The 23,784-nt window shown below is 69.4% G+C and carries 7 protein-coding genes; 6 read left to right on the forward strand and 1 reads right to left on the reverse strand.

The features are described from left to right. Window positions 1–210 precede the first annotated feature (210 nt). From ACODT5_RS19965 to ACODT5_RS19975, 3 genes are read left to right on the forward strand one after another with little or no spacing between them, the layout of a single operon-like run. Entirely contained in the window at window positions 211–561 is a 351-nt protein-coding gene (locus tag ACODT5_RS19965) for a hypothetical protein (RefSeq protein WP_422520673.1), read from the forward strand. Then, complete coding sequence (locus ACODT5_RS19970; RefSeq protein ID WP_422520674.1) at window positions 558–2,630, forward strand: DEAD/DEAH box helicase family protein; 2,073 nt, start codon at window positions 558–560, stop codon at window positions 2,628–2,630. Before ACODT5_RS19965 ends, ACODT5_RS19970 begins: the two co-directional genes overlap by 4 nt. Then, window positions 2,620–5,337 carry a TerD family protein gene (locus tag ACODT5_RS19975; RefSeq protein ID WP_422520675.1) on the forward strand — a complete coding sequence of 906 codons (2,718 nt, stop codon included), beginning with the start codon at window positions 2,620–2,622 and terminating at the stop codon, window positions 5,335–5,337. The genes ACODT5_RS19970 and ACODT5_RS19975 overlap by 11 nt, the downstream gene beginning before the upstream one ends. 124 nt (window positions 5,338–5,461) lie before the next feature. On the opposite strand, the gene ACODT5_RS19980 is transcribed toward ACODT5_RS19975, so the two are convergent. Further along, window positions 5,462–5,674 (reverse strand): dienelactone hydrolase family protein, encoded by a 213-nt coding sequence (locus ACODT5_RS19980; protein ID WP_422520676.1) that lies wholly within the window; start codon window positions 5,672–5,674, stop codon window positions 5,462–5,464. A 700-nt stretch (window positions 5,675–6,374) separates the two neighbouring features. On the opposite strand from ACODT5_RS19980, the gene ACODT5_RS19985 reads away from it, so the two are divergent. From ACODT5_RS19985 to ACODT5_RS19995, 3 genes are read left to right on the forward strand one after another with little or no spacing between them, the layout of a single operon-like run. Further along, on the forward strand, window positions 6,375–13,190 hold the full coding sequence (locus tag ACODT5_RS19985) for a SpvB/TcaC N-terminal domain-containing protein (RefSeq protein ID WP_422520677.1): 6,816 nt from the start codon (window positions 6,375–6,377) through the stop codon (window positions 13,188–13,190). 49 nt (window positions 13,191–13,239) lie between these two features. Continuing rightward, window positions 13,240–22,548 carry a Tc toxin subunit A-related protein gene (locus ACODT5_RS19990; RefSeq protein WP_422520678.1) on the forward strand — a complete coding sequence of 3,103 codons (9,309 nt, stop codon included), beginning with the start codon at window positions 13,240–13,242 and terminating at the stop codon, window positions 22,546–22,548. After that, on the forward strand, window positions 22,545–23,771 hold the full coding sequence (locus ACODT5_RS19995) for a Kelch repeat-containing protein (protein ID WP_422520679.1): 1,227 nt from the start codon (window positions 22,545–22,547) through the stop codon (window positions 23,769–23,771). Before ACODT5_RS19990 ends, ACODT5_RS19995 begins: the two co-directional genes overlap by 4 nt. Window positions 23,772–23,784 lie beyond the last annotated feature (13 nt).

A 23,784-nucleotide genomic window follows, 5' to 3' on the forward strand; every position in this document is an offset into this window, starting at 1 on the left:
GGTTTGGCCTTCACCGGCAGCCCTGGTGTCGTGAGGGATCGGCTTCCCGGCGCCTCCGTCCGACCGGATGAGTCGTACGGCAGGCCGATGTGGCCTACCGCTGAGGGGAGTACCTCGGCGACCCCGGCGAGCCAACACGTACCGTTCGATGCAAGGGGCGCGGAACACCTCACGAGTGTCTGGGAGGCCCTGGAGCTTCCGGGCTCGGCCATGGACTACCACTTCGTCCTTCAGAGTGCGGTCGACCGGCTGTGGAGCGATCGACGTTCGTACCCTGCCGGGCTCGAGATGCTCGAGGTTTTCGCCGAGCTGGACCTGGAGTTGATGGAGGCCGCACCGCAGGCGGTGTCGTTCGACGAGGACGTCCGTCCGGAGACGTTCGTGAGGGTCTCATCTGTGCCACGCCTGATCTCGCTTCTCGAGCGCGAAGGGGCGTTCGCCGAAGCGTTGGCGCTGGCTCGCAGACTCGCCTGCTTCAGGCAAGGCGAGGATGTGCTGGAGCGTCTGTTGGAGAAGACCGAGGCGCTGTCTGCCGAGAATGCCGCGGGCGGACTGGTATGAGCACTCGCCTTGACCAGCTGATCCCCTCTGCCTCCTATCTGGAGGAGGCCTTCCTCCGGTGGGTGCTTACTCCTGCTGTCGAACCGGGCATCGTTCCGCGGGTGCACAGCCAGCATCCGGTGACGGTCAACGAGCGCTCTTACCGGCTGGACTACCTCATCGCGGGCGAATCGCTCCAACTTGCCATCGAGTTGGATGGTTTCGCGTTCCACAGTGACCGCGCCGCCTTCACGTACGACAGGCTCCGCCAGAACGACCTGGCGGCCACCGGTTTGACCGTGCTGCGGTTCTCCTACGATGCCGTGCGCCTGGACACCCATCGCTGCGTCGAACAGCTGCAGGCCATGCTCCACCGCGACGCAGGGCTTTCGCCCTTTGTCGCTGCAGCGCCCCACGTCGAGGTTCCGGACATGGCGGGCGACCCTATGCGGTGCGCCGATCCACCGCGATTCGGCCCGGCGGTTTCCGACACCGCCTACTTCGACGGGGTCCGGCCCCTGGTGGATCGAGGGCCGCTGAGAGCGTGCCAGGACGAAGCGCTGGGCGCGCTGGCCAATTACTACGCCTCTGGTGGCCGCCACGCTGCGACCGTAATGGCCGTTGGAGCCGGCAAGACCGCGCTGGGCGTGGCTGCCGCGCTCTCGTTCACCAAACGCCGGGCTCTCGTAGTGACGCCCGGCTCGGTGATCCGCGGCACTTTCGCCAAGGCCCTCGACCCCGGCGCTCCGGGCAACGTCCTGTACGGGCTGGCGGGTGGCCCCCTGCTGCCCGGGACCCGCCCACCGCACGCCTTGGTTCTGGACGCGGACGACACACAGATCAGCCAGGTGACCCGAGAAAGACTGCTGGCGTCGGACGTTCTGGTGACGAACTTCCATGCCCTGGGCACCGGGGACAAGCCCGGGGACCTCCTGGCGAAGCTGGAGCCGAACGAAATCGACTTCATCGTGGTGGACGAGGCGCACATCGCGGCCAGTGATTCCTACCAGCGGCTGTTCGCTCACTTCCGTCATGCGCGGACGTTGCTCATGTCGGCCTGCTTCAAGCGCCTGGACGGCAAATCCATCGACGCCGACGTCGTCTACCGGTACAGGCTAGTGGACTCCGTCGCGGACGGATCCGCGAAGAACTTGCGGGTACACAGGTTCGCCCCTGATGCAGCGGCGACGGTGTACGAGGCCGTGTGGCCGGACGGCCAGCGTGAGGAGATCGTGGGCCGTGAGGCGCTGCTCGCTGCCCTCGGGGACGAGCGGAAGATCGCGCGGATCACCGCGCGGTCCGACGCATCGATCCACCAGGTGATGGCGGTGACGCGAGCCTGTCTGGACGAGCAGGCCAAGCTGCTCTCTCCGGTCAAGCCCCGGGTGCTGTTTTCAGCGATGGGTGAGGCTCACGCCCACCAGATCGCTCGGATCGCCGAGGCGCACGACATACCCTGCGGGACGCTGCATCACAGCATGTCTGCGTCGGCGATTGCCGCGACCCGGCGTCGGTTCGAGTCCGATTCGGGTGACCTCCAAGGCATCGTGCAGCTTCGGATGCTCGGCCAGGGCTACGACTTCCCGCCGATCACCGTGGTGGTGCCGGTACGCCCTTACGGCAGCTTCGGCGAGTTCTACCAGTTCGTGGGGCGTGGCGTACGCGTCCTGCGACATGCGGGCGTGCCCATTGGCGAGCAGTACATGGACGTGGTCTGCCACGCGGAATTGGGCCTCGAGGAACATCTGGAAGCCATGTGCGTGGACAACGACATGGATCCCGAAGTGCTGCTCGACGCCCCGCTCATCGATGCAGCATCACTGTCGGAGAAGACCGAAAGCAGTGCAGGCGACGGGGGTGATGAGTTCACGGGCGCCAGCCCGGCCGGGGTGGATGCGTTCGTGCTGTACGAACGGGGCCGCGTCGAGCAGCGTGTGGTGCACAACCTGGACCGGGTGGAGGCAAGACGAGCCGAGCGGGAGATGCAGCTGATGGCGCAACGCTACGCCGTTTATGCACAGAGCTCCGCGACCCCCATGCCGTTCGAGCAGTTCGTCGGGTACGTGAGGAGGCTGACCGGTGGCCAGTGATCAACTGCGATGGTGGCGGGACGCCACCGGCATGAGTCTGGCCGAGGCCCTCATACTCGAGGCCGCTGCGGGCCAGGACCAGCGGTTCGCCGAACTCGACCGGATGGCCGCAAGACTCCTGGAAGCCGCACTCAGCGGGCAGCCGGTGGTCAGAGTCACCCAGGGCAAGGGCCCTCAGGCATCGGACACGGTCGAGCTGGTGGGGCTCGCGCCGCAGGAGCGTCTCTTGTGCACGGATGCGTTCGGTGTCCAGGAACAGCAGCGTCGGGGTGCTTGGTACCTACCGCAGAAGTTGTCGATGAAGGCGGGTGTGGTGAATCTGCCGCATCTGATGCGCCGGGGCGCGGCGCACGCGATGACGGTGGCAGCGGACGACACCGCCCGGATCAGCGCCGTGGACAGCGCCGATCAGGTGCTGCTGTGGGCGTTGTTGAACCCGTTGTTCGAGACTGTGATGGAGCCGGTCCGGGTCCGGGCGGCAGGCCCCATCGGTTCGATCGAGGAACAGCGGCAGCTATGGGACGGGATCGAGAGCCGCTTCGCTCGGCTGGGTCTGTCTCCCGATGTTCTGGAGCGCTTCCGTTTCGGTGCCGGCTGGCACCGACTGGATCGGGGTGCGCAGCATCGAGCACGCCTCGATCTGTTGGACTCTCTCGCCGCCGACGACCTGTCGCAGCTCGTCGCCCGCCATCGCATGACGCAGGTGCAGTCCCTCATGGAAGGCTTCGCCAAGAAGGCCAAGTCCGCCAAGATCGGGACGGCCCTCGCCCGTCGTGTCCTGACCCGGACCCTGCAACCCGTCGTCTCCGGCTATTTCTCAGGCGACTGGCTCGCCGTACTGGACTACCTCCAGGCGCCCCCGCATCCTGACGAGGAAGTCATCACCACGCTTCCCGAGCCCCGCCTGTACGTCGGAATGTCCTCCCAGGCGGCGACCATGGCAGCCGAGTCCGGGCTGGCAGAGGAAGAGATGCACGCGGTACTCGCTGCCTTCCTCGGGGGGTCGTCCTCCCTCTCCCCGGTCGAGGAACGCAGTGACGCCCTGCGCGAGTGGTGGGCGGCCTTCGACCAGGCACACTCCGTTCAAGCCCCTGGCATGCGGTCCTTGTGGGGTTTGGTCGACGAGGAACTCATGACACTGTCCGGGAACGACCGGGGATTCACTCCTCAGTTGTACCGGGACATCCTGCCCGCTGCGGTGAACGAACGTGTGGGCCGGTTGTGGGACACCATGACGCTGCAGCGCTATTCCCGCAGCATCGTGGGCAATCCGCGACCTCACCACCTCATGACAGACGCCTTCGGCCCTGCAGTGGAGTTCTGGCACGGGGTTGCTCTCACCGCTTGGTTCGTCTGCGAGGGCCCCGCTTCTCGCACCTCGTTGTCAGGTGTAACCGACTACTACAGGCATTCCCTCGCCGCACTCAAGACAGTCGGCTGTCCGGTCGACGCCTCCCTGTTCGAGGAGTTGCGTACCGCAGAACAGCACCTGGGGCCGGAGGAAACGATCACAAGGGACGAGGGGTTCTCGGTCGGCACACCCCTCGGTGACGTCACCGTATCTTCGGGCATCGGCTACTCCACTCGTCGTGGGGGCTTCGAGCGTGTCCGTGACATCGTGACCCGGCACCGCCGCACCTGGGCTGGGAAGCACCTCGCCAACTACCTCCAGCAGCGCTGGCGCGTCGAGTTGGAAGGCGTGGCCCGTGCCCATCACAGGTTCGTCGCCGCCAAGGGCCGTCCGCCCACTCTGATCCAGTTCGCCCAGTTCGCCACCACTGCCGCGAACCGCTGGACCGGCGGTGATCTGGGTTCCGTGTACACCGCCATCGGGGAGCCGGCCGCGGCCGAGCAGCAACGACCCACACGTCTGTTGACCTGCGACGGCTATGACTTCGCCCGCAGGGCCTATGAGGCGTTGGGCGGCAAGGCTCTCGACCACGACACCTGGATGAACGACCCGGACGAGTCTCGTCGGCAGTGGCAGCTGAGCCGATTGGCCACGGAGAGCCTGCGCTATCTCCAGCTCCATGAAGCACTCGGTGAACCGCCCACCGCCAAGCAGTTCGGCGCACAGCGCATGACCTGGCCCTGGCCCGGAGAGGAATCCGAAGGCTGGCCGGTCTTCCAGAGCGCGATCAGCGCACTCACCGGCTCAACCCCTCCGGTGGCAGCAGACCAGACCGCATGCGATCTCCCCGCAGTCCCAGCGGAACAACTGACCAAGGGAGGCAACGCCCCACTGCAGACAGCGCCCGTCACCGTGCGCATCATTGCCAGCGGAGCGCCCGTCGACGTATCTGCGGTGCTCCTCACCGCCAACGGCAAGGTACGCAACGACAACGACCTGGTCTTCTACAACCATCCTCATCAGGACGGCGTCCGAACCGACGGCGATACGGTCACGGCCGTCCTGGGCAGTGTCCCCGATGTCGTCAGAAGCATCGCCGTCGTCGTCAGTATCGACCTCGAGGCCCGACCCGCCGCGGTCTTCGACCAGCACACCAGCTGGCGGGCAGAGGCCACCCAGCCGTCACAGGACCTCCTGTCGTTCGAGCCGGATCCCTTCACATCGGGCGAGACGGTCACCGTCGCGATGGAGCTCTATCGGTACTCCGACGGATGGAAGGCCCGCGCCGTCGGGCAGGGCTACGACACCGGACTGGCCGGCCTGGCCGCCGACTACGGCATCGACGTCGAGTCCTGAGCTGCCCGCCAGCATCGTGTTCAGCGACCGCCGTCGGCGCGCTCCGGTCAGTCGAAGAGTCCGGTGCCGCCACACGCCGATCCCGGGCATGGGCGCTCCCCGCGCCCGGCGGACTCGCCCAGGGCTATCGGGGCATGCAGGACGGCTGGGACAGCACCGAGGCGACGATGCGCTCGTCCACGGCCATGGCCAGGGCGAAGCCGCCGGTCAGGCACATGCCGACGGCGCCGACTCCGGGGCCGCCGCAGCGCTCGTGTTCGGCGGCGGCCAGGGCGCGCAGCCACCGTACGACGCCCGAACTCCGCCCCGTGGCCAGCAGCGTGAACTCCCGGCTCACGCACACCTCCCGCAGTGTCGACGCCAAGGCGCGGCCGGGCCCTCGGCCAGCCGACGGCTCCGGGATCCGCGTCCCGGCCGGGTGTACCGAAGAGCACCGGGAGTACCGCCGTGCGGCCGGTCCCGGCCACGCGGTCGGCGAACTCGATGGCCTTGGGGGTGATACCGGGGATCTCCGCCATGATGATCACCACCGGGCGCGTGTCCTGGCGCAGCACCCGGCGGGTGGCACCGTCATAGGTGAACGTGCTCTGTGTGGAGCCGATCAAGTCGTGGTCTGGCACGCGCCTGCTCCCCTACGTCTACTCTCCTAGATCAAAACAAGTTACCGACAGGTAGAACTTCGCGATACACCCCGCCCGGCTCAACCTCGGCGCCGCGGACCACACCCAGGCCCACATCCGGAAGCCCGACGCCGGCACGTTCGCCTGAAAGAGGGGTTTGCGAGTGGATCAAGGAGGAGTGGAATAGATCACCGCTATGCTGCGCAGCGAAACAAGGAACCCACCGCGTGGAAATCCTATAAGCGTTGAGAAGCGCCGTGAGGGAGAAGCATGCTCTTCGGCAATTTCGCCGACCAGCCTTCACCGACCGACAAAGCACATCACACATCACAAGCACCATCCGATTCGGGGAACCGGAACTCGGACCGGAACACCCCGTCCCTGTCCCTCCCCAAGCCAGGCGGCGCAATCCGCGGGATGGGCGAAAAGTTCTCGGCGCTCCCGTTGACGGGTACGGCTTCCCTCTCCGTGCCGGTTTCCATGACGCAAGCCCGCGGCGATGCAGAACCCAAGCCGACTCTCACCTATGACTCCGGCGCCGGCAACGGACCGTTCGGACTCGGCTGGGCCATGGAGCTGCCGTCGATCTCCCGCAGCACCGACAAGGGGCTGCCCCGCTACCTCGACGACACCGACACCTTCCAGCTCTCGGGCGCCGAGGACCTGGTCCCCACCCTGTTCCCCGCCCCGCGGTCCGACGGCCCGTACGAGGTCACGACCTATCGGCCGCGCACCGAAGGACTGTTCTCCCGGATCGAGCGCCGGCGCGAGCGCAGCACCGGCGACACCCACTGGCGGGTCACCTCTCCGGACAACGTCACCAGCGTCTTCGGCCGGGATCCGGCGGCCCGCATCAGCGATCCCGACCAGCCGGGGAACGTCTTCCGCTGGCTGCTGGAGGAAAGCTCCGACGATCGCGGAAACGTCGTCCGATATTCCCACAAAAAGGAAGATGGAGGCCCCCAGCGCTATCCGAAGCGGATTCGGTACGGAAACAGTAACCCGGACCGTGCCGACGACTTCTGCCTCGAACTCGTACTGGACTACGGGGAGCACGCGCAGGAGGCCCCCACTCCCGAGGAGGAACAGGAGTGGACGGATCGGGCCGACCCGTTCTCGAACCGCCGCAGCGGGTTCGAAGTGCGGACCCAGCGGCTCTGCCGGCGCATCCTCATGTTCCACCGCATTCCCGAACTCGGCCCCGATCCGGTATTGGTGAATTCGACCCGACTGGAGTACCTTCCGGACCCCGCTTCGACCAAGCTGGTCTCGATCACCCACCAAGGCCATGTCCTCACCGGGTCCGGGTCCGGGTACGCCACCTCCACGCTCCCCACCCTCCGGTGCCGCTACACGCCGCGGACCGTCTCCGCCGAGACGCACGCCCTCGTGGCACCGCCGGGAGAGCCGCCCCCGCGGCTCGACGGTCCCCATCGGTGGGCGGACCTGGACGGCGACGGGATCGCCGGCGTACTCACCGAGCTGGCCGGGGCCTGGTACTACCGGCCCAACTGCGGCAACGGTCTGCTCGGCGGCCCGCGGCCCGTCGATCCCCTGCCCGCCGGAGGGTTCTCGCACGGACGCCGCCAACTGCTGGACCTCACCGGCGGGGGGCGCCCCGCTCTCGCGGACCTCTCCGGTCCGGTACCCGGGTACCACGGCCGCGCCGAGGACGGCGGCTGGGAGCCCCTGACCGCCTTCCGGTCACTGCCCTCCCTGCCGTGGAGCGACCGCAACCTCCGCTTCGTCGATCTCACCGGCGACGGACTGACCGATGTACTGACGTCCGGCGACGACGGGTTCACCTGGTATCCCTCGCTGGGCCCCGACGGGTTCGGGGACAGCACGTTCGTCCCCACCCGACAGACCGAGGAGCGCGGGCCCCGGCTGATGCTCTCCGATCCCGAACAGAGCGTATACCTGGCCGACATGACCGGCGACGGACTCACCGACCTGGTCCGGATCGGCAACGGCGAGACGGTGTACTGGCCCAGCCTCGGACACGGCCGGTTCGGTCCCAAGGTCACCATGACCGGCGCCCCTGTGTTCGACCGGCCGGACCTGTTCGACCCGCGCCGGATCCACCTCTCGGACGTGGACGGCTCCGCCCCCGCGGACCTCGTCTACGCGGGCCGTGACGGCGTCCGGGTCTGGTTCAACCAAGCGGGCAACGGGTGGAGCGTTCCGCAGTCAGTCCAGGTGTCGGTACCGACCGCAGCGGCCGTGTCGGTGACCGACCTGCTCGGCCACGGCACGGCCTGCCTGGTGCTGGCCGAGTCCCGGCCCGACGGTGAGCCCGAGGTGCGGTACGTAGACCTCATGGCGGCGGGCAAACCACATCTGCTGTACGAGACGGACAACGGGGTGGGGCTCACGACCACCACCCGCTACGCCTCCTCGGTGGAGTTCGCGCTCGCCGATGCCGCGTCGGGGCGGCCCTGGACGACCAGCCTTCCCTTCCCGGTGCAAGTGGTGGCCGAGGTCACCGTCCGGGACTCTGTCGCGGACACCACGCTGGTGACGTCCTACCGCTACCGGCACGGTCACTACGACGGCATGGAGCGCGAGTTCCGCGGCTTCGGATTCGTCGAGCGCCGCGAAGGCCGGTCGTACGCCGGACCGGGCAGCCGGGAGTACGAGCCCGCCACGGTAACCCGTCGCTGGCAGCACACCGGCGCGGACGGGGACCGGCTCTCGGCCTGCTACGAGGACGAGTACGGGCCGGGCGACCCCGCTCTGCGGCTGCCCGACACCGTGGTGCCGCCCGGCCTGACCACCGCCGAGCGCCGGGAGGCCGTACGGGCCCTGCGCGGCCGGGTGCTGCGCGAGGAGGTGTACGCCGAGGACGAGCACGGCGAGCCGGGCGCACCGTACGCGGTCACCGAGTCCAACTACCGCATCCGCGTGCTCCAGCCGCTCGGGAGCGCGGCGCACTGCGTGGTCCACGCCCGAGACGGCGAGACCCTGAGCGTGCACAGCGAGCAGGCCGCGGACGATCCCAGGATCGGCCACCAGTTGACCCTCGACGTGGACGACTGGGGGAACCCGGTCCGAGTGGCGCACGTCGCCTATCCGCGACGCCCCTCCGCACGGACCGATATCGAGCAGCAGCGGCTGTGGATGACCGTGGCCGAGCAGGATTTCGCCAACGAGGTCGGCCCCACGGGCAGTTGGCGGATCGGCGTACCCGTCGAGCAGCGGGAGTTCGAGGCCGCCGGGATCCGCCGGGCCGGGGAACTCTTCACCGAAGAGGAGCTGCGCTCCGGCCTCTCCGACGCCCCTGCCGACGAACTCCCGTACGAAAGAAGGCTGTCGGACCAGAGCCCGCAGCGCCGGCTGCTCTCCCGTACGCGGCACACCTACACCTCGGACGACCTCTCCGCGGAGCTGCCGGCCGGACGCACGGGTATCCGCGCCCTGCCTTGGCAGAGCTACCAACAGGTATACGCGCCGGGGCAGCCGGCCGATCTCTTCGGCGGCCGCGTCTCCCAAGGCATGCTGCGCGACGCCGGCTTCCTGTTTGAGGAAGGCCTGTGGTGGCTCCCTTCTGGCCGGCAGGTCTTCGATCCGGACCGGTTCTTCCTGCCCGTGGCCCATCTGGACGCCTTCGGCGCGCGCTGGGACATCGGCTACGACCCGTACGCGCTGCGCATGACCGAGGTCTGCGATCCGCTGCGCAACCTCACCCGGGGCGAGCTCAACTTCCGTGTACTGCAGCCGTGGTTGGTCACCGATCCCAACGGTAACCGCTCCGGGGTGCGCTTCGACGCGCTCGGGTTCGTCACGGCGACGGCCGTCCTGGGCAAGTCCGGGGCCGGCGAAGGCGACCACCTGGACCTGAGCACCGCGGAGGCTTCCCCCGAGGATTCGCCCACGACGACCCTGGTCTACGAACTGGGCGAGGTGCCGGTCCGCTTCCGTGCCCGGTCTCGGGAACAGCACGGCTCGGATCTCCCCCAGACACAGGAGAAGTGGACCTACATCGACGGATCCGGCCGGGTCGCCCTGACCAAGGTGCAGGCGGAACCCGTGGACGGAGCTCCACGCTGGGTCGGGACCGGGCGGGTGGTGTACGACGACCACGGCCGCCCCGTCCGCCAGTACGAGCCGTATTTCAGCGCGGGTCCCGGCTACGAGGCGGAGGAGGAGCTGTCCCGCAGCGGGGTCACCCCGCGGCTCCACTACGATCCGCTGCACCGTCTGGTGCGCACCGAGCATCCCGACGGCAGCGAGTCCCGGGTCTCCTTCACCGCCTGGGAGCAGCGCGACTGGGATGGCAACGACACGGTACGGACCAGCCGTTGGTACGCCGATCGCAGCGAGCTGCCCGCCTCCGACCCGCGGCGACGGGCCGCCGAGCTGACGCTCGCGCACGCCGACACCCCGCGCACCACGGTCTACGACGCGCTGGGCCGCGCGCACCGCACGATCACCGACAACGGCTCGGGCGAGCTGCTCGAAGGCACGGTCGAGCGGGACGTCCAGGGCAACGAGCTGGCCGTGATCGACCCTCGCGGCGTGCGCGTCCTGGAGAAGCACTACGACATGCTCGGCCGGCCCACCTACGCGCGGAGCCCCGACGCGGGCGAACGCTGGTCCCTCCAGGACGCCGGAGGACTGCCGGTCCACGCCTGGCAAGCCGACGGGACCGCGTCGAGGCTGCGGCACGACGCGCTGCGACGGACCACCCACGCGTATGCCACCGAACCGGGCGGCCTCGAACGGCTGCGAAGCCGTACCTACTTCGGCGAGGCTCTGCCGGATGGCGCCGACCGTAATCTGCGCGGTCGGGCCTGCCTGGTGTTCGACGGCGCCGGACTGGTGCAGACCACGGCAGTCGACTTCAAGGGCAACACCACCGCGACCGAAAGGTGCTTCACCCTCGATCCGAGGAGCGAGCCGGACTGGTCGGCGGCGGCCGGCGCCGAGGACGATCCCGGCCGGGCCGGGGAGGCCGCCGCAGCCCTGCTCGAGGAGCAGGTGTACCGCAGCCGCGCCGCGTACGACGCACTGAACCGGCCGACGCTGTCCGCCGGTCCCGATGGGAGCCTGCTGCGACGGCGTTACAACGAGGCCGGCCTGCTGGAAGGCGTGGACCTGTCCACCGACGACCGGGCGACCTGGCAGCCCGTCGTCGCCAACGCCGATCACAACGCCCGTGGGCAGCGGGTGCTGTTGGAGCTCGGCGACGGGGCCGTCCGCACGGCCTGCCAGTACGAACGCGACACCTTCCGGCTATCCACGGTGGACAGCCGCGGGCCGGACGGCGAGCTGCTCCAAGCCCTCCGGTACACCTACGACCCGGCCGGCAACGTGGTGGCCACTTCCGATCTGGCCCAGGAGACGCTGTACTTCGCCAACGCCGTCGTGCCGGCCAGACGCGAGTACGTCTACGACCCGGCCTACCGGCTCACCGGTGCCACCGGACGCGAACACATCGGGCAGACCGCCACGAGCCAACCCGGGCCCCAGGGCTCGCCGGTGTACGAGCTGCCGCACATCAACGACGCCGGGGCGATGCGACGGTACTCCGAGGCCTACACGTACGACGCGGCCGGCAATCTGCTGCGGCTCGTGCATGCGGCGGGCAGCGGAAGCTGGACCCGGCGACACGAGGTGGGCGCGGCGGACAACCGGCTGTACGGGTCCAGCCTGCCGGGGGACCCGGACGGAGTCTGCTCGGCCCGGTACACCTACGACGCGAGCGGCAACCTCCTTTCGATGCCCCATCTCCCTGGCCTGGACTGGGATGTGGACAACCGGCTTGCCGGCGTCGACCTCGGGGGCGGCGGCCGCGCGTACTACCAGTACGACGCTGCCGGGCGGCGGGTGCGCGCCACCGTGGACCGGGGCGGCACGGTGGAGACGCGGGTGTACGACGGGCCTTGGGAGCGGTACACCAAGACGGTCGGCGGGCAGGTGCGGCTGGAGCGCGACAGCCTGCACGTGACCGACGAGGAGACCCGGCTGGCGCTGGTGGAACGCACCGGCGGACGGACGCTGGTCCGGTTCCAGCTCGGCGACCTCCTCGAGAGCGCGGTGGTGGAAGTCGACGGCGACGGCCGGCTGTTGTCGTACGAGGAGTACCACCCGTACGGCGCGACCTCCTTCCGGTCGGCGGCGGGCGCGGCCCAGGTGAGCCTCAAGCGGTACCGGTTCAACGGCAAGGAGCAGGACGCGGAGACCGGGTTCTCGTACCACGGCGCCCGCTACTACGCACCCTGGCTGTCCCGTTGGACGGCCCCCGACCCGGTGCAGCCGAGCAACAGCGGCAACTCCTACGCCTACGGGGCGGACAACCCGGTGCGGTTCACCGACCCGGACGGGCGCAATGATCGGGACGCGGTCAGCAAGGTGCTCGACCAGGCCCGGGCCGGCTACGAGAAGTTCAAGAACATCAAGCACCAGGGCGAAGCCGGAGACGTGGCCTCTTGGGGAAAGCAGCTGTTGTCCAAGTGGTCCACCACAGCCCGCAGCTGGGTCGGCGGGGGTGCCCGGCTCCTGGAGAAGGAGCATCCGGTCCCCCGGACCCTCGGCGCGGCCGCCCAGCAGGGCTACGACGAGGGCAAGGCGCTGACCATCCAGGTCGAACGGGCCCTGGCGCGCCTCAAAACGGTCGGCGACAACCGGATCAGCAGGGCCTTCAAGGCCGGCCAGCTCACCCGTGCCGAGGCGGCCGAGCTCGTCAAGCGGAACTTTCTCGACGCGTGGGCGAAGGCGAACCGGACCGGTGCCACCAAGCTGACCCGACAGCAGGTGGTGGCGGCCGCGGACACGTCCATCCGCGAGGTGTTCCCGGAACTCGGCCACGTCTACAAGGGAGTGGTCAACGAGGCCGACAAGGTGGCCAACGTCGTCAAACAAGGGGTCACCAAGGCGGGGCCCGCGGCCAAGACCCTCGGGACCCAGGTGAAGTCCTTCGTCGGCGGCGCGAAGGGCGTCGGCTCCGCGTCCACCAGCCTGGTGAAGAACACCACGGGCGCCGTCCCGCTGCCCGGAGCGGTCGGCGGGGCACTGGCCACCGTCTCCATGGCGGTGGACCTGGCGAACAAGGACTACCTGCACGTCCCGGTCTCCGCCCTCAAGGCGCTGCCGGGCACCGGTCTGATCATCACGGCCGTCGACACCATTGTGGACGAGCTCGTCGAGCAGGTGGGCATCCCGATGCTGGGCAAGTCCGACGCCTTCAGAAGCCACGTCATCTGGGTCAACAAGGCCCTGCACCTGCAGTGAAACGCGTACCGCCGAGTCCGACAGCAGGAGTACAGAATCAGGTGAGGACATGACCAGCGCCGCCCCCCGCACCGCCGGCCTGCACGGGCGCGTGCTCCACGCGGACGGTACGCCCGTACCCGGCGTCACCGTCACCGTGTCGGTCAGAACACTGCGCTCGCACGAACCGCTCGGCGAGACGAACACCGCGGCGGACGGCGGGTACCGGCTGGAGTGTCCGGTGCCGGACGGCCCGGCCGAACTCCTCGTACGCGCCAGCTGGAACGGCTGCTCGACGCAGGCGGTCCGGGCGCTCGCCGATGTCGAGGAGCACCTCGAACTGCGGTTGGCGGGCGCGGCGCCGAGCCTTTACGCGCGCCTGTCCACCGCGGTCGGCAGTCATCTCGACGGCCTCCGGCTCGACGAGGTCGGCACGGACTCCGACAGCCACGACCTCGGCTACCTCTCCCGCGCCACCGGCCATGCCGGGCGGGACATCGGCCGGCTGGCGCAGGCGGCCCGCCTCGAACAGAGCACCGGGCTTTCAGCGGAGTCGTTCTTCGGGCTGCTATCACGTGAACTGCCCTCGGATGCCTCGGCGTTGGCGCAGCGGTCCACCGAGGAGGTGCGGGCCTCCCTCGCCACCGCGGCCGAGAGCGGGATGATCGGTTCGGCCGCGGGCGCCGAGGAGTTCACGGCCGCGCTGCGCGCCCTGGAGCTGGAGGCCGCGGCCGCCCGGGCGCCCCTGAACGGGTCGGCTCCCTCGGCGCTGGCCCAGATCTTCGCCGCCGCGGTGCCCGATCCCGATGTCCGCGCCCGGCTCTACTCCGCCCACCTGGACCGTACGCCCGCTCCTGCAGCCCTCGCCGCTGCCGCCGACGGGCATGCCGAGCGGCTGGAACTGGCGCTGGAACTGGGGCGGCTCACCGGCGACAACCCGGCGCTGGTCCGTACCCTGTTGGCCCGCTTCGACACCGGGGAGTTCACCCACCGCCGGGAGCTGGTGCGGCTGGACGCCGACTGGGCCGAGCTGGTCGCGGAGGCGGGCGGTGTGCCCGGGCCGATGGCGGCGTCCGCCGTACCCGACGCGGCGGGCAGGGACTCCGTACGGACCTACGCGGAGTCCATCCGGGCCCGGGTCGCCGAGGCGTATCCGACGCCGCACCTCGCCTTCCGGCTGGCGGGCCACCCGGAGCACGCCCAGGCACCCGGGACCCGGTTCCTGACCGAGAACCCGGAATTCGACCTCCTCGCCGCGCCGGTGAACGCCGAGACCGTGCCCGATGACGAGGCCCGGCCCGAACTGGCGGCGATCCAGCGCACCTTCAAGGTCGCCCCGCGCTTCGAAGCGATGCAGGCACTGCGGGACAACGGTTTCCACTCCTCGTACGCCATCGCCGGCATCGGACCCTCCGACTTCGCCCGGCAACTGGCGGGGAGCCTGGACGAGGCCGAGGCCCGGTCCGTCCACGCCCGCGCCACACAGGTGCACGCCGAGGCCGTCAACCTGGTGGCCGATCTGCGCACGGCGGGCCAGATCGGGGTGCCCTGGCTGGCCCCGGTGCTGCCACAGACCGCGCAGATCCCCGACTGGGAGGAGCTGTTCGGCCCGCAGGACTACGCGCCGGTCGACGAGAGCCGCTCGGTGTACAGCCAGTCGGCCTACCTCGTGGACCTGCTGTACTACCTGCGGCGCCTGGGCGGGGGCGCCCAGACCGGCCCGTCGAAGAACGGCCCGGTGGCCGACGTGCTCTACGCCCGCCGCCCCGACCTGTGGGACGTGGACCTCAGCAAGGACAACACCGAGCTGAGCATCCCGTACATCGACCTGGTCAACGAGCTGCTGGAGTCCGCCGTCTCACCGGAGACCGCGATTTCGGCCACCACCCGCCAGAGCAGCGGCAGTTCGCAGGAGTTGCGCGTCCAGCCACAGCACGTCAACACCGGCGCTTACGACAGGCTGAGGGCGGCCGTCTATCCCTGGCACCTCCCCTTCGACCTGTGGGGCGAGCAGACGGCAAACCATCTGGAGCATCTGGGGGTGACGCGGGAGGGCCTCCTCCTCGACCTCTGCCTCGACACCACCCGGCCGGGCGACTTCCACACGCTGCTGACAGCGGCCCGGCTCGGACTGTCCTCGGCATCCCGGAAGATCATCGCCGGAGAGGCCCTGACTCCCCCGCGCACCCTCGCGGAGTTCTACGGGCAGCCCGCCGGTACCGCCGAGGCGGCCCTCGCGACCACGATGACCCGGGTCCGCACCCTCCTCGACACGGCCGGGCTGCGCTTCACCGAGCTGGCAGCGGTGCTGGAGACCAGCTTCGTCAACCCGGGCGGCGTACTGCGCGTGCTGCCCGACCCCCTGCTCCCCGCCGCCACCGACAAGATGAAGCTGGAGGGGCTCGACGGCGCGGCCCTGGACCGGCTGCACCGCTTCGTGCGTCTCCAAAGGGCCCTGGACGTCACGGCGCAGGAGCTCGACCGGCTGATCCAGGGGGCCAACAACGAGGGCCGCTTGGACGCCCTCACCCTGCGCTCCATCGCATCCGTGCGCAATGTGGCCCGGAGGCTGGACCTGCCGGTGGAGCGCGTACTGGCGTTCTGCCGGACCGTGGACACCCACCGGTACGCGTCGGACGCAGAACCTCCGCTGTACGACCGGCTGTTCCTCGACCCGGCCGTGGTCCCACCGCAGCCCGGAACCCCGCATCCGTTCGCGCTCAATGCGGACCGCAGCGAGCTGGCGGCGGTCGGCAGTCTGGAGACTCCCGCGGTGTCGGCCGCGCTGCTCGCCGCGCTCCAGGTCACGGACGCGGAGCTGGCCGAGCTGGTCGGCGGCCCGGACTCCCCGCTCCGGAACAAGGTGCTGAACCTGGTCAACCTGTCGGTCCTGGTGTGCGCGGTCACACTGGCCCGCACCCTGGACATGGCCCTCCCCGACCTGCTGCGCCTCGCCCGCACCAGCGGCTCCAACCCCTGGTCCCACCTGGCGACCTCGGCCGCGCTCGCCGCCGCCCAGTCGGAGCTGGCCGGCGGCGCCGTCATGGGGCTCCGACCGGCTCCCCTCTACCAGGCGGCCGAGTCCGAGCTCGCCGGCGGGGCCCCGGTACACCCACCCGGCCCGGAACCGACCGCCGCCGGGCTGCCCCTGCTGCCGGCCGCCACGGTGATGGCGGTGCTGGAGCGCTTCCTCGGTCTCGTGGAACCGCTGACCGCGGACGGATTCGGCCTGCCCGAGGTCGAAGCCGTACTCTACGCCCGCTATCCGGACCGCAACAGCCCTGTGCCCGACGACCCCGAGCTGAGGGCCACCCTCACCGCGCTGCGCACCGCACTCCAGGCCGTCTACGCGCAGACCGCGGTGACCGGCGACGAGAAGGGTGAGGTGACCCGCAAGAACCTCGCGCTGCTGGGCTGGGAGGGCAACCTCGTCCAGGACGCCGTGGCCACCCTCGCCGGTACGACCGAGTACACGGCCGTACTGGCGGCCCTGCCCGGCGGGGTGAACCTGCCCCCGGACCTGCCGGTGCGGTTCGTCCCCGGGGAGCGGCCGCAGGACGGCCGGCTGCTGTTCACCGGCCCGATGAGGGTCGGGGAGCGGGAGCGGCTCCTCTCCTTGGCCCCGGCGGATGCCGCCGCGTTCCGCTCCGCGGTTCAGGAGCTCCACGATGCGCCGAGGCTGTTCGTCGGCAGGCGGATGGGGCTGCTGCGCATCCCGGTGTTCTCGGCCCCCTTGGACGCCCTTCCCGCGGGCTACGCCGTTCCCTCGGCGCTCGCCGGGAAGGTGTTCCACGACATCACCGGACGCGCCCTGCGCTCGCGCGGCTACCTCGGCGAATCAGAGCTGGATGCGCTGGAGCATGCGCCGGGTGCCGACTCCGCCCTGCTCTCCGCGCTGACCTCCCTGCGGACCGCGCAGGAGGCAGGGCCGGAGGCGGGCAACGAGTTCCTCACCGCCGCCGACACCGGCCCGCTCTTCGACGGTCCGGACGTCACTGAGGCCGACCGCTTCCGCCTCGTCCTGGAGCGGCTGACGCCGCCGCTGCGCCGCGCCCTGAGCGAGGCCACGGTCGTCCAGCAGCTCGGCCAGGCCGCCGGGCTGGAGCCGGGCCTCGCCGGAGCCCTGCTGGGCACCTGGCTGCGAGGGGCTTCCGGGAAGCCGGTGTTCGAGGAGTTCCTGGCACCCGCCTTCACCGGCAGCGACCCGGCGGTGGTACTCACCCGCGTCGGCTTCGGCGCCCAGTTCACGGCGCTCGAACTGGTCCACCGGGCCGCGCTGGTACTGACGAAGCTCCGGTTCACCGCCGAAGAGCTGCCGTTCCTCTTCCGCTTCGCCGGCCCCGACCGGTGGCTGGATCTCAGCACGCTGCCCGCGAGCCCGCCCGCGCAGCAGAGCCAGGTGCCCTTCCTGCGGCTGTGCGCCCTGGTCGACGTGGCCCGGCTGCGGGACTCGGTGCCGGGCGGGATCGCCACCCTGGAAGCGGCGTTCGCCCTCGCCACCACTCCCGGCACCACCGACAGCGCCGTCATCCGGGAGCTGAGCCGGCGGACCGGATGGCCGTTCCTCGACGTCAACATGGCGGCCCGGAACTACCAGATCAACACCCGGGAGCGGTTCACCGAGCCCGCGAACCTCGACAAGCTGCGGCGGGCCGTGGCGACGTACCGGCGCCTGGGCGTATCGGCCGAGCGCGCCAACCTTTGGCTGCGCGCCGAGTTCACCCCGGAGGCCGCCCAGGCCGCCTGGGGCGCGGCCAGGGCCCTCCACTCGGCAGCCGACTGGCCCTCGGTCGCCGGTCCCATGCAGGACACGCTGCGCGACCGGCAGCGGGCCGCCCTGGTGGCGTACCTGGTGGCCCATCCCCTGCTGGACGGACAGACCCCGCTGTGGCGGGACGCCAACGGCCTGCACGACCACTTCCTGCTGGACGTGGAGATGAGCACGGCCCAGCTGACCACACGGATCGCGCAGGCTGCGTACGGCATCCAACTGTTCGTACAGCGCTGCTTGCTGAACCTGGAGCCGCAGGTCAGCACGTCCGACTCCGAGCTGTGGGAGCAGTGGGAATGGATGAAGCGGTACCGGCTGTGGGAGGCGAACCAGAAGATCTTCCTGTATCCGGAGAACTACTTCGAGCCGGAGCTGCGGGCGGACAAGTCGCCGTTCTTCGGCCAGCTGGAGACCGATCTGACGCAGAAGGAGCTGACGGACGAGACAGTGGAGGGGGCGCTGCTGGGATACCTCGAGGAGCTCTCGAACGTCGCACGGCTCCAACCGAGCGGGCTCTACGTCGACTACGACCCGAACACGGAGCCGCCGAATTTCAGCGGCGAGACGGTCCACGTGTTCGCCCGCAGCGAGTCGGTTCCGCGCTCCCACTATTACCGCACCTGGGTGAACCGGCTGTACTGGACTCCTTGGCAGAAGGTGAACCTCGACGTCGACGGGGAATCGCTGACGCTGGGGATGTGGAACGGCCAGCTGTACGTATTCTGGCCGACCTTCATTCCCGCAGGTGAGGCGCAGGAGATCAAGCAGCTGCCCGACGGGACCGAGGCGGGAAAGCTCTCTCATAGCCCCCGTTATTGGCAGATCCAGCTCAACTGGAGTGAGTACCGCAACGGTAACTGGACGACGAAGCGGGTCTCCACAGACTCGCTCAGCACGAACATCAAACCCCCGGAAGGATGGCAACAGTCTTCCACCGAATACAAAGCCTTCAAGGCCGACGCCAGGGAACCGTACATTTTCACTGCCAGAGAGGACTACTACACCAAGGACCCGGTGATCTGGTGCAGCTACGGGAATCGATTCTACGTGCGCCGTACCGATGGAAGTGACGACAGCTATACCACCGCGTGGGGGAGGTTCCGACTCAGCAGGCGTCGCGGCTCGATGTACACGGAGCCGTTCGGCTTCTCATGCTTTCGACTCAAAGAGCGGGTGCCGACGGACCCCCTGTTCGAGACGGCAACACAAGGGGACCGGATGTTCCTGAGCTTCCTCGCTCCGGCCGGTCAGAAGGTCGTGAACAACTCCTGGATGGAGGATATTACCGCCGACTACTACGGCGGTAAACTCTGCCTGCCCGAATCCACGACCGTGCTGGACCGGACTCCGCTGTCCGCGCCGTTCCGCGTAGTGACATCACTTCAGGAAAACCTCGAATATACGCGTAAGCTGTGGTTCTTCACCGACAGCGAGCGGTCCTACATCGCGAACTTGTCCCGGCGCAGTCGGGACTATTATTCGCAGCAGGAATTCTCCGGCTTTTACCATCCTCACACCGAGCTCTTCAAGTCCCGATTGAGCCTTGGTGGCACGGATGCCCTCTTCGACCGGAACCTCCAGGTCCGCCCGGAGAGCTTCGCGCCCCTCGAATCCTTCGAACAGCGCTACTCGCCCGACTCGATCTATACCATCGGACCGTACCCGACCGAGGACGTCGAATTCGGCGAATCGTCCCCGTACTCCCAGTACAACTGGGAGCTGTTCTTCCACGCGCCCCTGCTCATGGCCGGGCGGCTGTCCACCAACCAGCGCTTCGCCGAGGCCCAGAAGTGGTTCCACCGGATCTTCGACCCCACCGACCGGACCTCGGAGTCGGGACCGCAGCGGTACTGGCGCACCAAGCCGTTCTACCTGATGGCCACCGACCCCACCGCATCCGACAACTACCAGAAGCAGCGCATCGAGGAGATCTTGCGCCGCCTGGCGACCGGCAACACCACCGAGGCCGCCAAGGTGGACGCCTGGCTGCACCACCCCTTCCAGCCCGATGTCGTGGCCCGGCTGCGCACCACGGCCTATCAGAAGGCCGTGGTCATGAAGTACCTGGACAACCTCATCGCCTGGGGCGACCAGCTCTTCCGCCAGGACACCCTGGAGTCCGTCAACGAGGCCACCCAGCTCTACCTCCTCGCCGCCGAGTTGCTCGGCCGGCGTCCCGAGGAGGTGCCCCGCCAGGGTCCGGTCCAGGTCCTCAGCTTCCGCGAGCTCACCGAGCAGTCGCCCGCCGCGGGCGGAGCCCTAACGGCGACCGAGAACCTGCTGCCTCCGCCGCGCTCGGCGCCTGAGGCCATCTCACCGGGTGTCGGCACCCGCTGGCTCGACTACTTCGGCATCCCCCGCAACGAGAAGCTCATGGGGTACTGGGACACGGTGGAGGACCGCCTGTTCAAGATCCGTCACGGCCAGAACATCGAAGGGGTCTCGCGCCCGACCCCCCTGTTCGGCGCGACGATCGATCCGGCGCTGCTGGCGCGCGCCACGTCGGCCGGTATCGACCTCGGTACCGTTCTGGCAGACATGAACGCCCCCGTGCCGCACTACCGGTTCGGCCCGATGCTCGCGAAGGCCAAGGAACTGGCGCAGCAGGTGCAGTCGCTCGGCGGCGCGCTGCTGGCGGCGCTGGAGAAGCGGGACGCCGAGGCGCTGGCGCGGCTGCGTTCCACGCACGAGTACGCCGCCTTGGAGATGGCCCTCAGCATCAAGGGGAAGCAGTTCGACGAGGCGTCCCGGGCCGTCACCGCGCTGGAGGACGCCAAGGCCGTCGCCAAGGACAAGGAGAACTATTACACCGAGAAGTGCAAGAAGCGCATGAACGAGAAGGAGGAGGAGGCCGCCAAGCTGGCGGAGAGGGGCAAGGACCAGCAGAAGACGTCCGCCGCGATCAGCGGCATCGTCAGCGCCCTCTCCATGATCCCCAACTTCAAGATCGGCTCGCCGACCTCGGTCGGGGCGACGTTCGGCGGTCACAACATCGCCGATTCCATGGCCGGCGCGGCGCAGGGAGCCATCTCGTACTTCGGCGTGGAGAGCGGGCAGGCCCAACAGTCCTCCACCGTCGGCGGATACGACCACCGCTTCGAGGAATGGACCTTCCTCAAGGGCCAGGCCGGCAAGGAGATCACGCAGTACTCCAGCCAAATCGCCGGCGCCGAGATCCGCAGGGACGCCGCGCAGATCGAGATCTTCAACCAGCAGAAGCTGATGGCCAACGCCAGGGAGGCCGACACCTTCCTGCGGGGCAAGTACACCAACCGCGAGCTCTACGACTGGACGGTCGCGCAGCTGAGCACCACCTATTTCCAGGTCTACCAGCTCGCCTACGACGTGGCGAAGCGCACCGAGCGGGCCTTCCGGCACGAACTGGGCACGGAGAAGTCGGACTTCATCCGCTTCGGCTACTGGGACAGCCTCCACAAGGGGCTGCTCTCCGGGGAGCGGCTGTCCGCCGATCTGCACCGGATGGAGGCCGCCTATCTGGAGGCGAACGCCCGGGAACTGGAACTGACCAAGCGGGTGTCGCTCGCCCAACTGGATCCCGGCGCCCTGCGGAGCCTGAAGGAGACCGGCAAGGCCTACTTCTCCCTGCCGGAGGCCCTGTTCGACCTGGACACGCCGGGTCACTGGATGCGCCGGCTGAAGCAGGTGAGCTTCACGGTGCCTTGTGTGGCCGGCCCGTACACCGCGGTGAACCTGACGGCGACCCTGCTCAAGAGCAGCATCCGGGTCGAGCCGCGGCTCAACGGCGGGAAGCACGCCCGCCTGCCCGGGGACATCCGGTTCCGTGACCACATCGGGCCCGTCCAGTCGGTGGTCACCAGCACCGGGCAGGAAGACTCGGGCCTGTTCGAGAGCAACCTGCACGACGAGCGGTTCCTGCCCTTCGAGGGGGCGGGTGCGATCGGCGAGTGGCAGCTGTCGCTGCCCGACGAGTTCCGCCAGTTCGACTACGAGACGATCAGCGACGTGGTGATGCAACTGCGCTACACCGCCCGGGACGGCGGCGGGCCACTGGCCGGCGCCGCCGTCGACGAACTGCGCCAGGCGTTGAACGGCTGGCTGCACGCGGGCGGTGGCAAGGGGTTGTACCGGCACTTCAGCGCGCGCCGCGAGTTCCCCGACCGCTGGAACCGGTTCCTCGCCACGACTCCCGGCTCCCCGGCCGTCCTGGCGTTCTCGCTGTCCAAGCGCCGCTTCCCGTACCTCTTCCGCGACGACACCATCAAGCTGAACCGGCCCGAGCTGGTGCTGATCCTCTCCACGGACCTCGTCCCCGACGGCTCGAAGCGCTATCTGGACTGCTTTCCGCAGCGTGGTCCGCTGACCGTGGCGCTGTCCGGGCCGGGCGGTGCGCACGGCGAGCCGACCCTGGTGGCAGACCCCTCGCTCGGGGGCCAGCCGCGGTCCGTGGTGGACGGAGTACACGGGCAAGTGGCCGAAACCGAGGAGGACTGGGTGGTCACCGTACCGGCGGACAAGATCGCCGGACTGGCTCCCGAACTGCTCCGCGAGGGGCGGCTCAACCCGGACGGCATCGTGGACCTGCTGCTGGTCTGGCAGCACTCGGTCGAGCGGGCGGGCGGCCGATGACCCCCACTCCGCTGCACGGTCCGGCCGGACGACTTCCCGTGCGTCCGGCCGCTGCGACCGCCGATGGCGGGGGCGCGCGCGCCGTACCCGGCCGCTGGACCGCGTCCGGGGAACTGCCCTTCGCAGCCTTCTGGGCGCAGCCGTGCGACGCTGCCGTGCTGCTCGACGACGGCAAGGTGCTGCTAGCGGGCGGGGAGGACGGGCGTCGGGTGCCGACCGACGGGGCGGCGCTGTTCGATCCTTCGGGCGGTACGTGGCTCCGGACGGGCCCCCTGTGGACGGGACGACGGCTGCACACCGCGACCCGGCTGGCCGACGGGCGGGTTCTGGTCACCGGCGGGCTCGGCCAGGGGCCGGCGGCCACCGCCGCGGGCCTGGTGTCGTGCGAGGTGTACGACCCGGCCAGCGGGCTCTGGTCACCCACGGGCGAGCTGAGGGAGGCGCGCTTCTCGCACTCGGCCACTCTCCTTCCCGACGGCCGGGTGCTGATCGCGGGCGGCGCCGGCGTCCGCTCCCCGCAGTCCCACCGCACCTTGCGGTCGGCCGAGTTGTACGACCCGGCCACCCGGCAGTGGACCGCGGCGCGGCCCATGACGGATGCCCGCTTCGGGCATCCCGCGGTGCGGCTGGACGACGGCCGGGTGCTGGTGGCGGGCGGGGTGCTCACCGTGGGCCGCGGCAGCTACACCGCGCTCGGCTACTGCGAGGTGTACGACCCGGCCTCCGGCACCTGGACGCCCACGGGGAGCCTGGCCACGGTCCGAAAGAGCCACCAGGCGACGCTCCTGTCGGACGGGGCGGTGCTGGTCACCGGAGGCGACATGCAGGGTTTCAAGTACGAGGACTGGACGTACGACCCGTACAGCCAGTGGACAACGGAACGCTACGACCCGGGCTCTGGCATCTGGACCGCCGACTCCCACATGCCGTGGGGGCGCAGCCACCATCGGGCCGTGCGGCTGACCTCGGGCTCCGTACTGGTGCTCGGCGGCACGGACGACTCGTCCTTGGCCGTGGGCTACCAGAACGCCACCCTGTACGACCCGGCCGCTCGTACGTGGACCGCCGAATTCGGCATGGTGCAGGGCCGCTGGGCGCCGGCGGCGATCGGCCTCGCCGACGGCCGGGTGCTGGCCATGGGCGGGATCACCGAATCCGGAGCGGCCTCGCCGACGCCGGGCGAGGACCAGGTCACCGCCACGACCGAGATCTACTCACCGTAGAGACTGCAGAGAG

Source organism: Streptomyces tatrensis, from assembly GCF_049310065.1.
Classification (GTDB): domain Bacteria; phylum Actinomycetota; class Actinomycetes; order Streptomycetales; family Streptomycetaceae; genus Streptomyces.

Bases quoted from the DNA above. Each gene is read 5' to 3' on its own strand.
- ACODT5_RS19965 (WP_422520673.1), top strand. From the start codon at position 211: ATGGACTACCACTTCGTCCTTCAGAGTGCGGTCGACCGGCTGTGGAGC.
- ACODT5_RS19970 (WP_422520674.1), top strand. From the start codon at position 558: ATGAGCACTCGCCTTGACCAGCTGATCCCCTCTGCCTCCTATCTGGAG.
- ACODT5_RS19985 (WP_422520677.1), top strand. From the start codon at position 6,375: ATGGGCGAAAAGTTCTCGGCGCTCCCGTTGACGGGTACGGCTTCCCTC.
- ACODT5_RS19990 (WP_422520678.1), top strand. From the start codon at position 13,240: ATGACCAGCGCCGCCCCCCGCACCGCCGGCCTGCACGGGCGCGTGCTC.
- ACODT5_RS19995 (WP_422520679.1), top strand. From the start codon at position 22,545: ATGACCCCCACTCCGCTGCACGGTCCGGCCGGACGACTTCCCGTGCGT.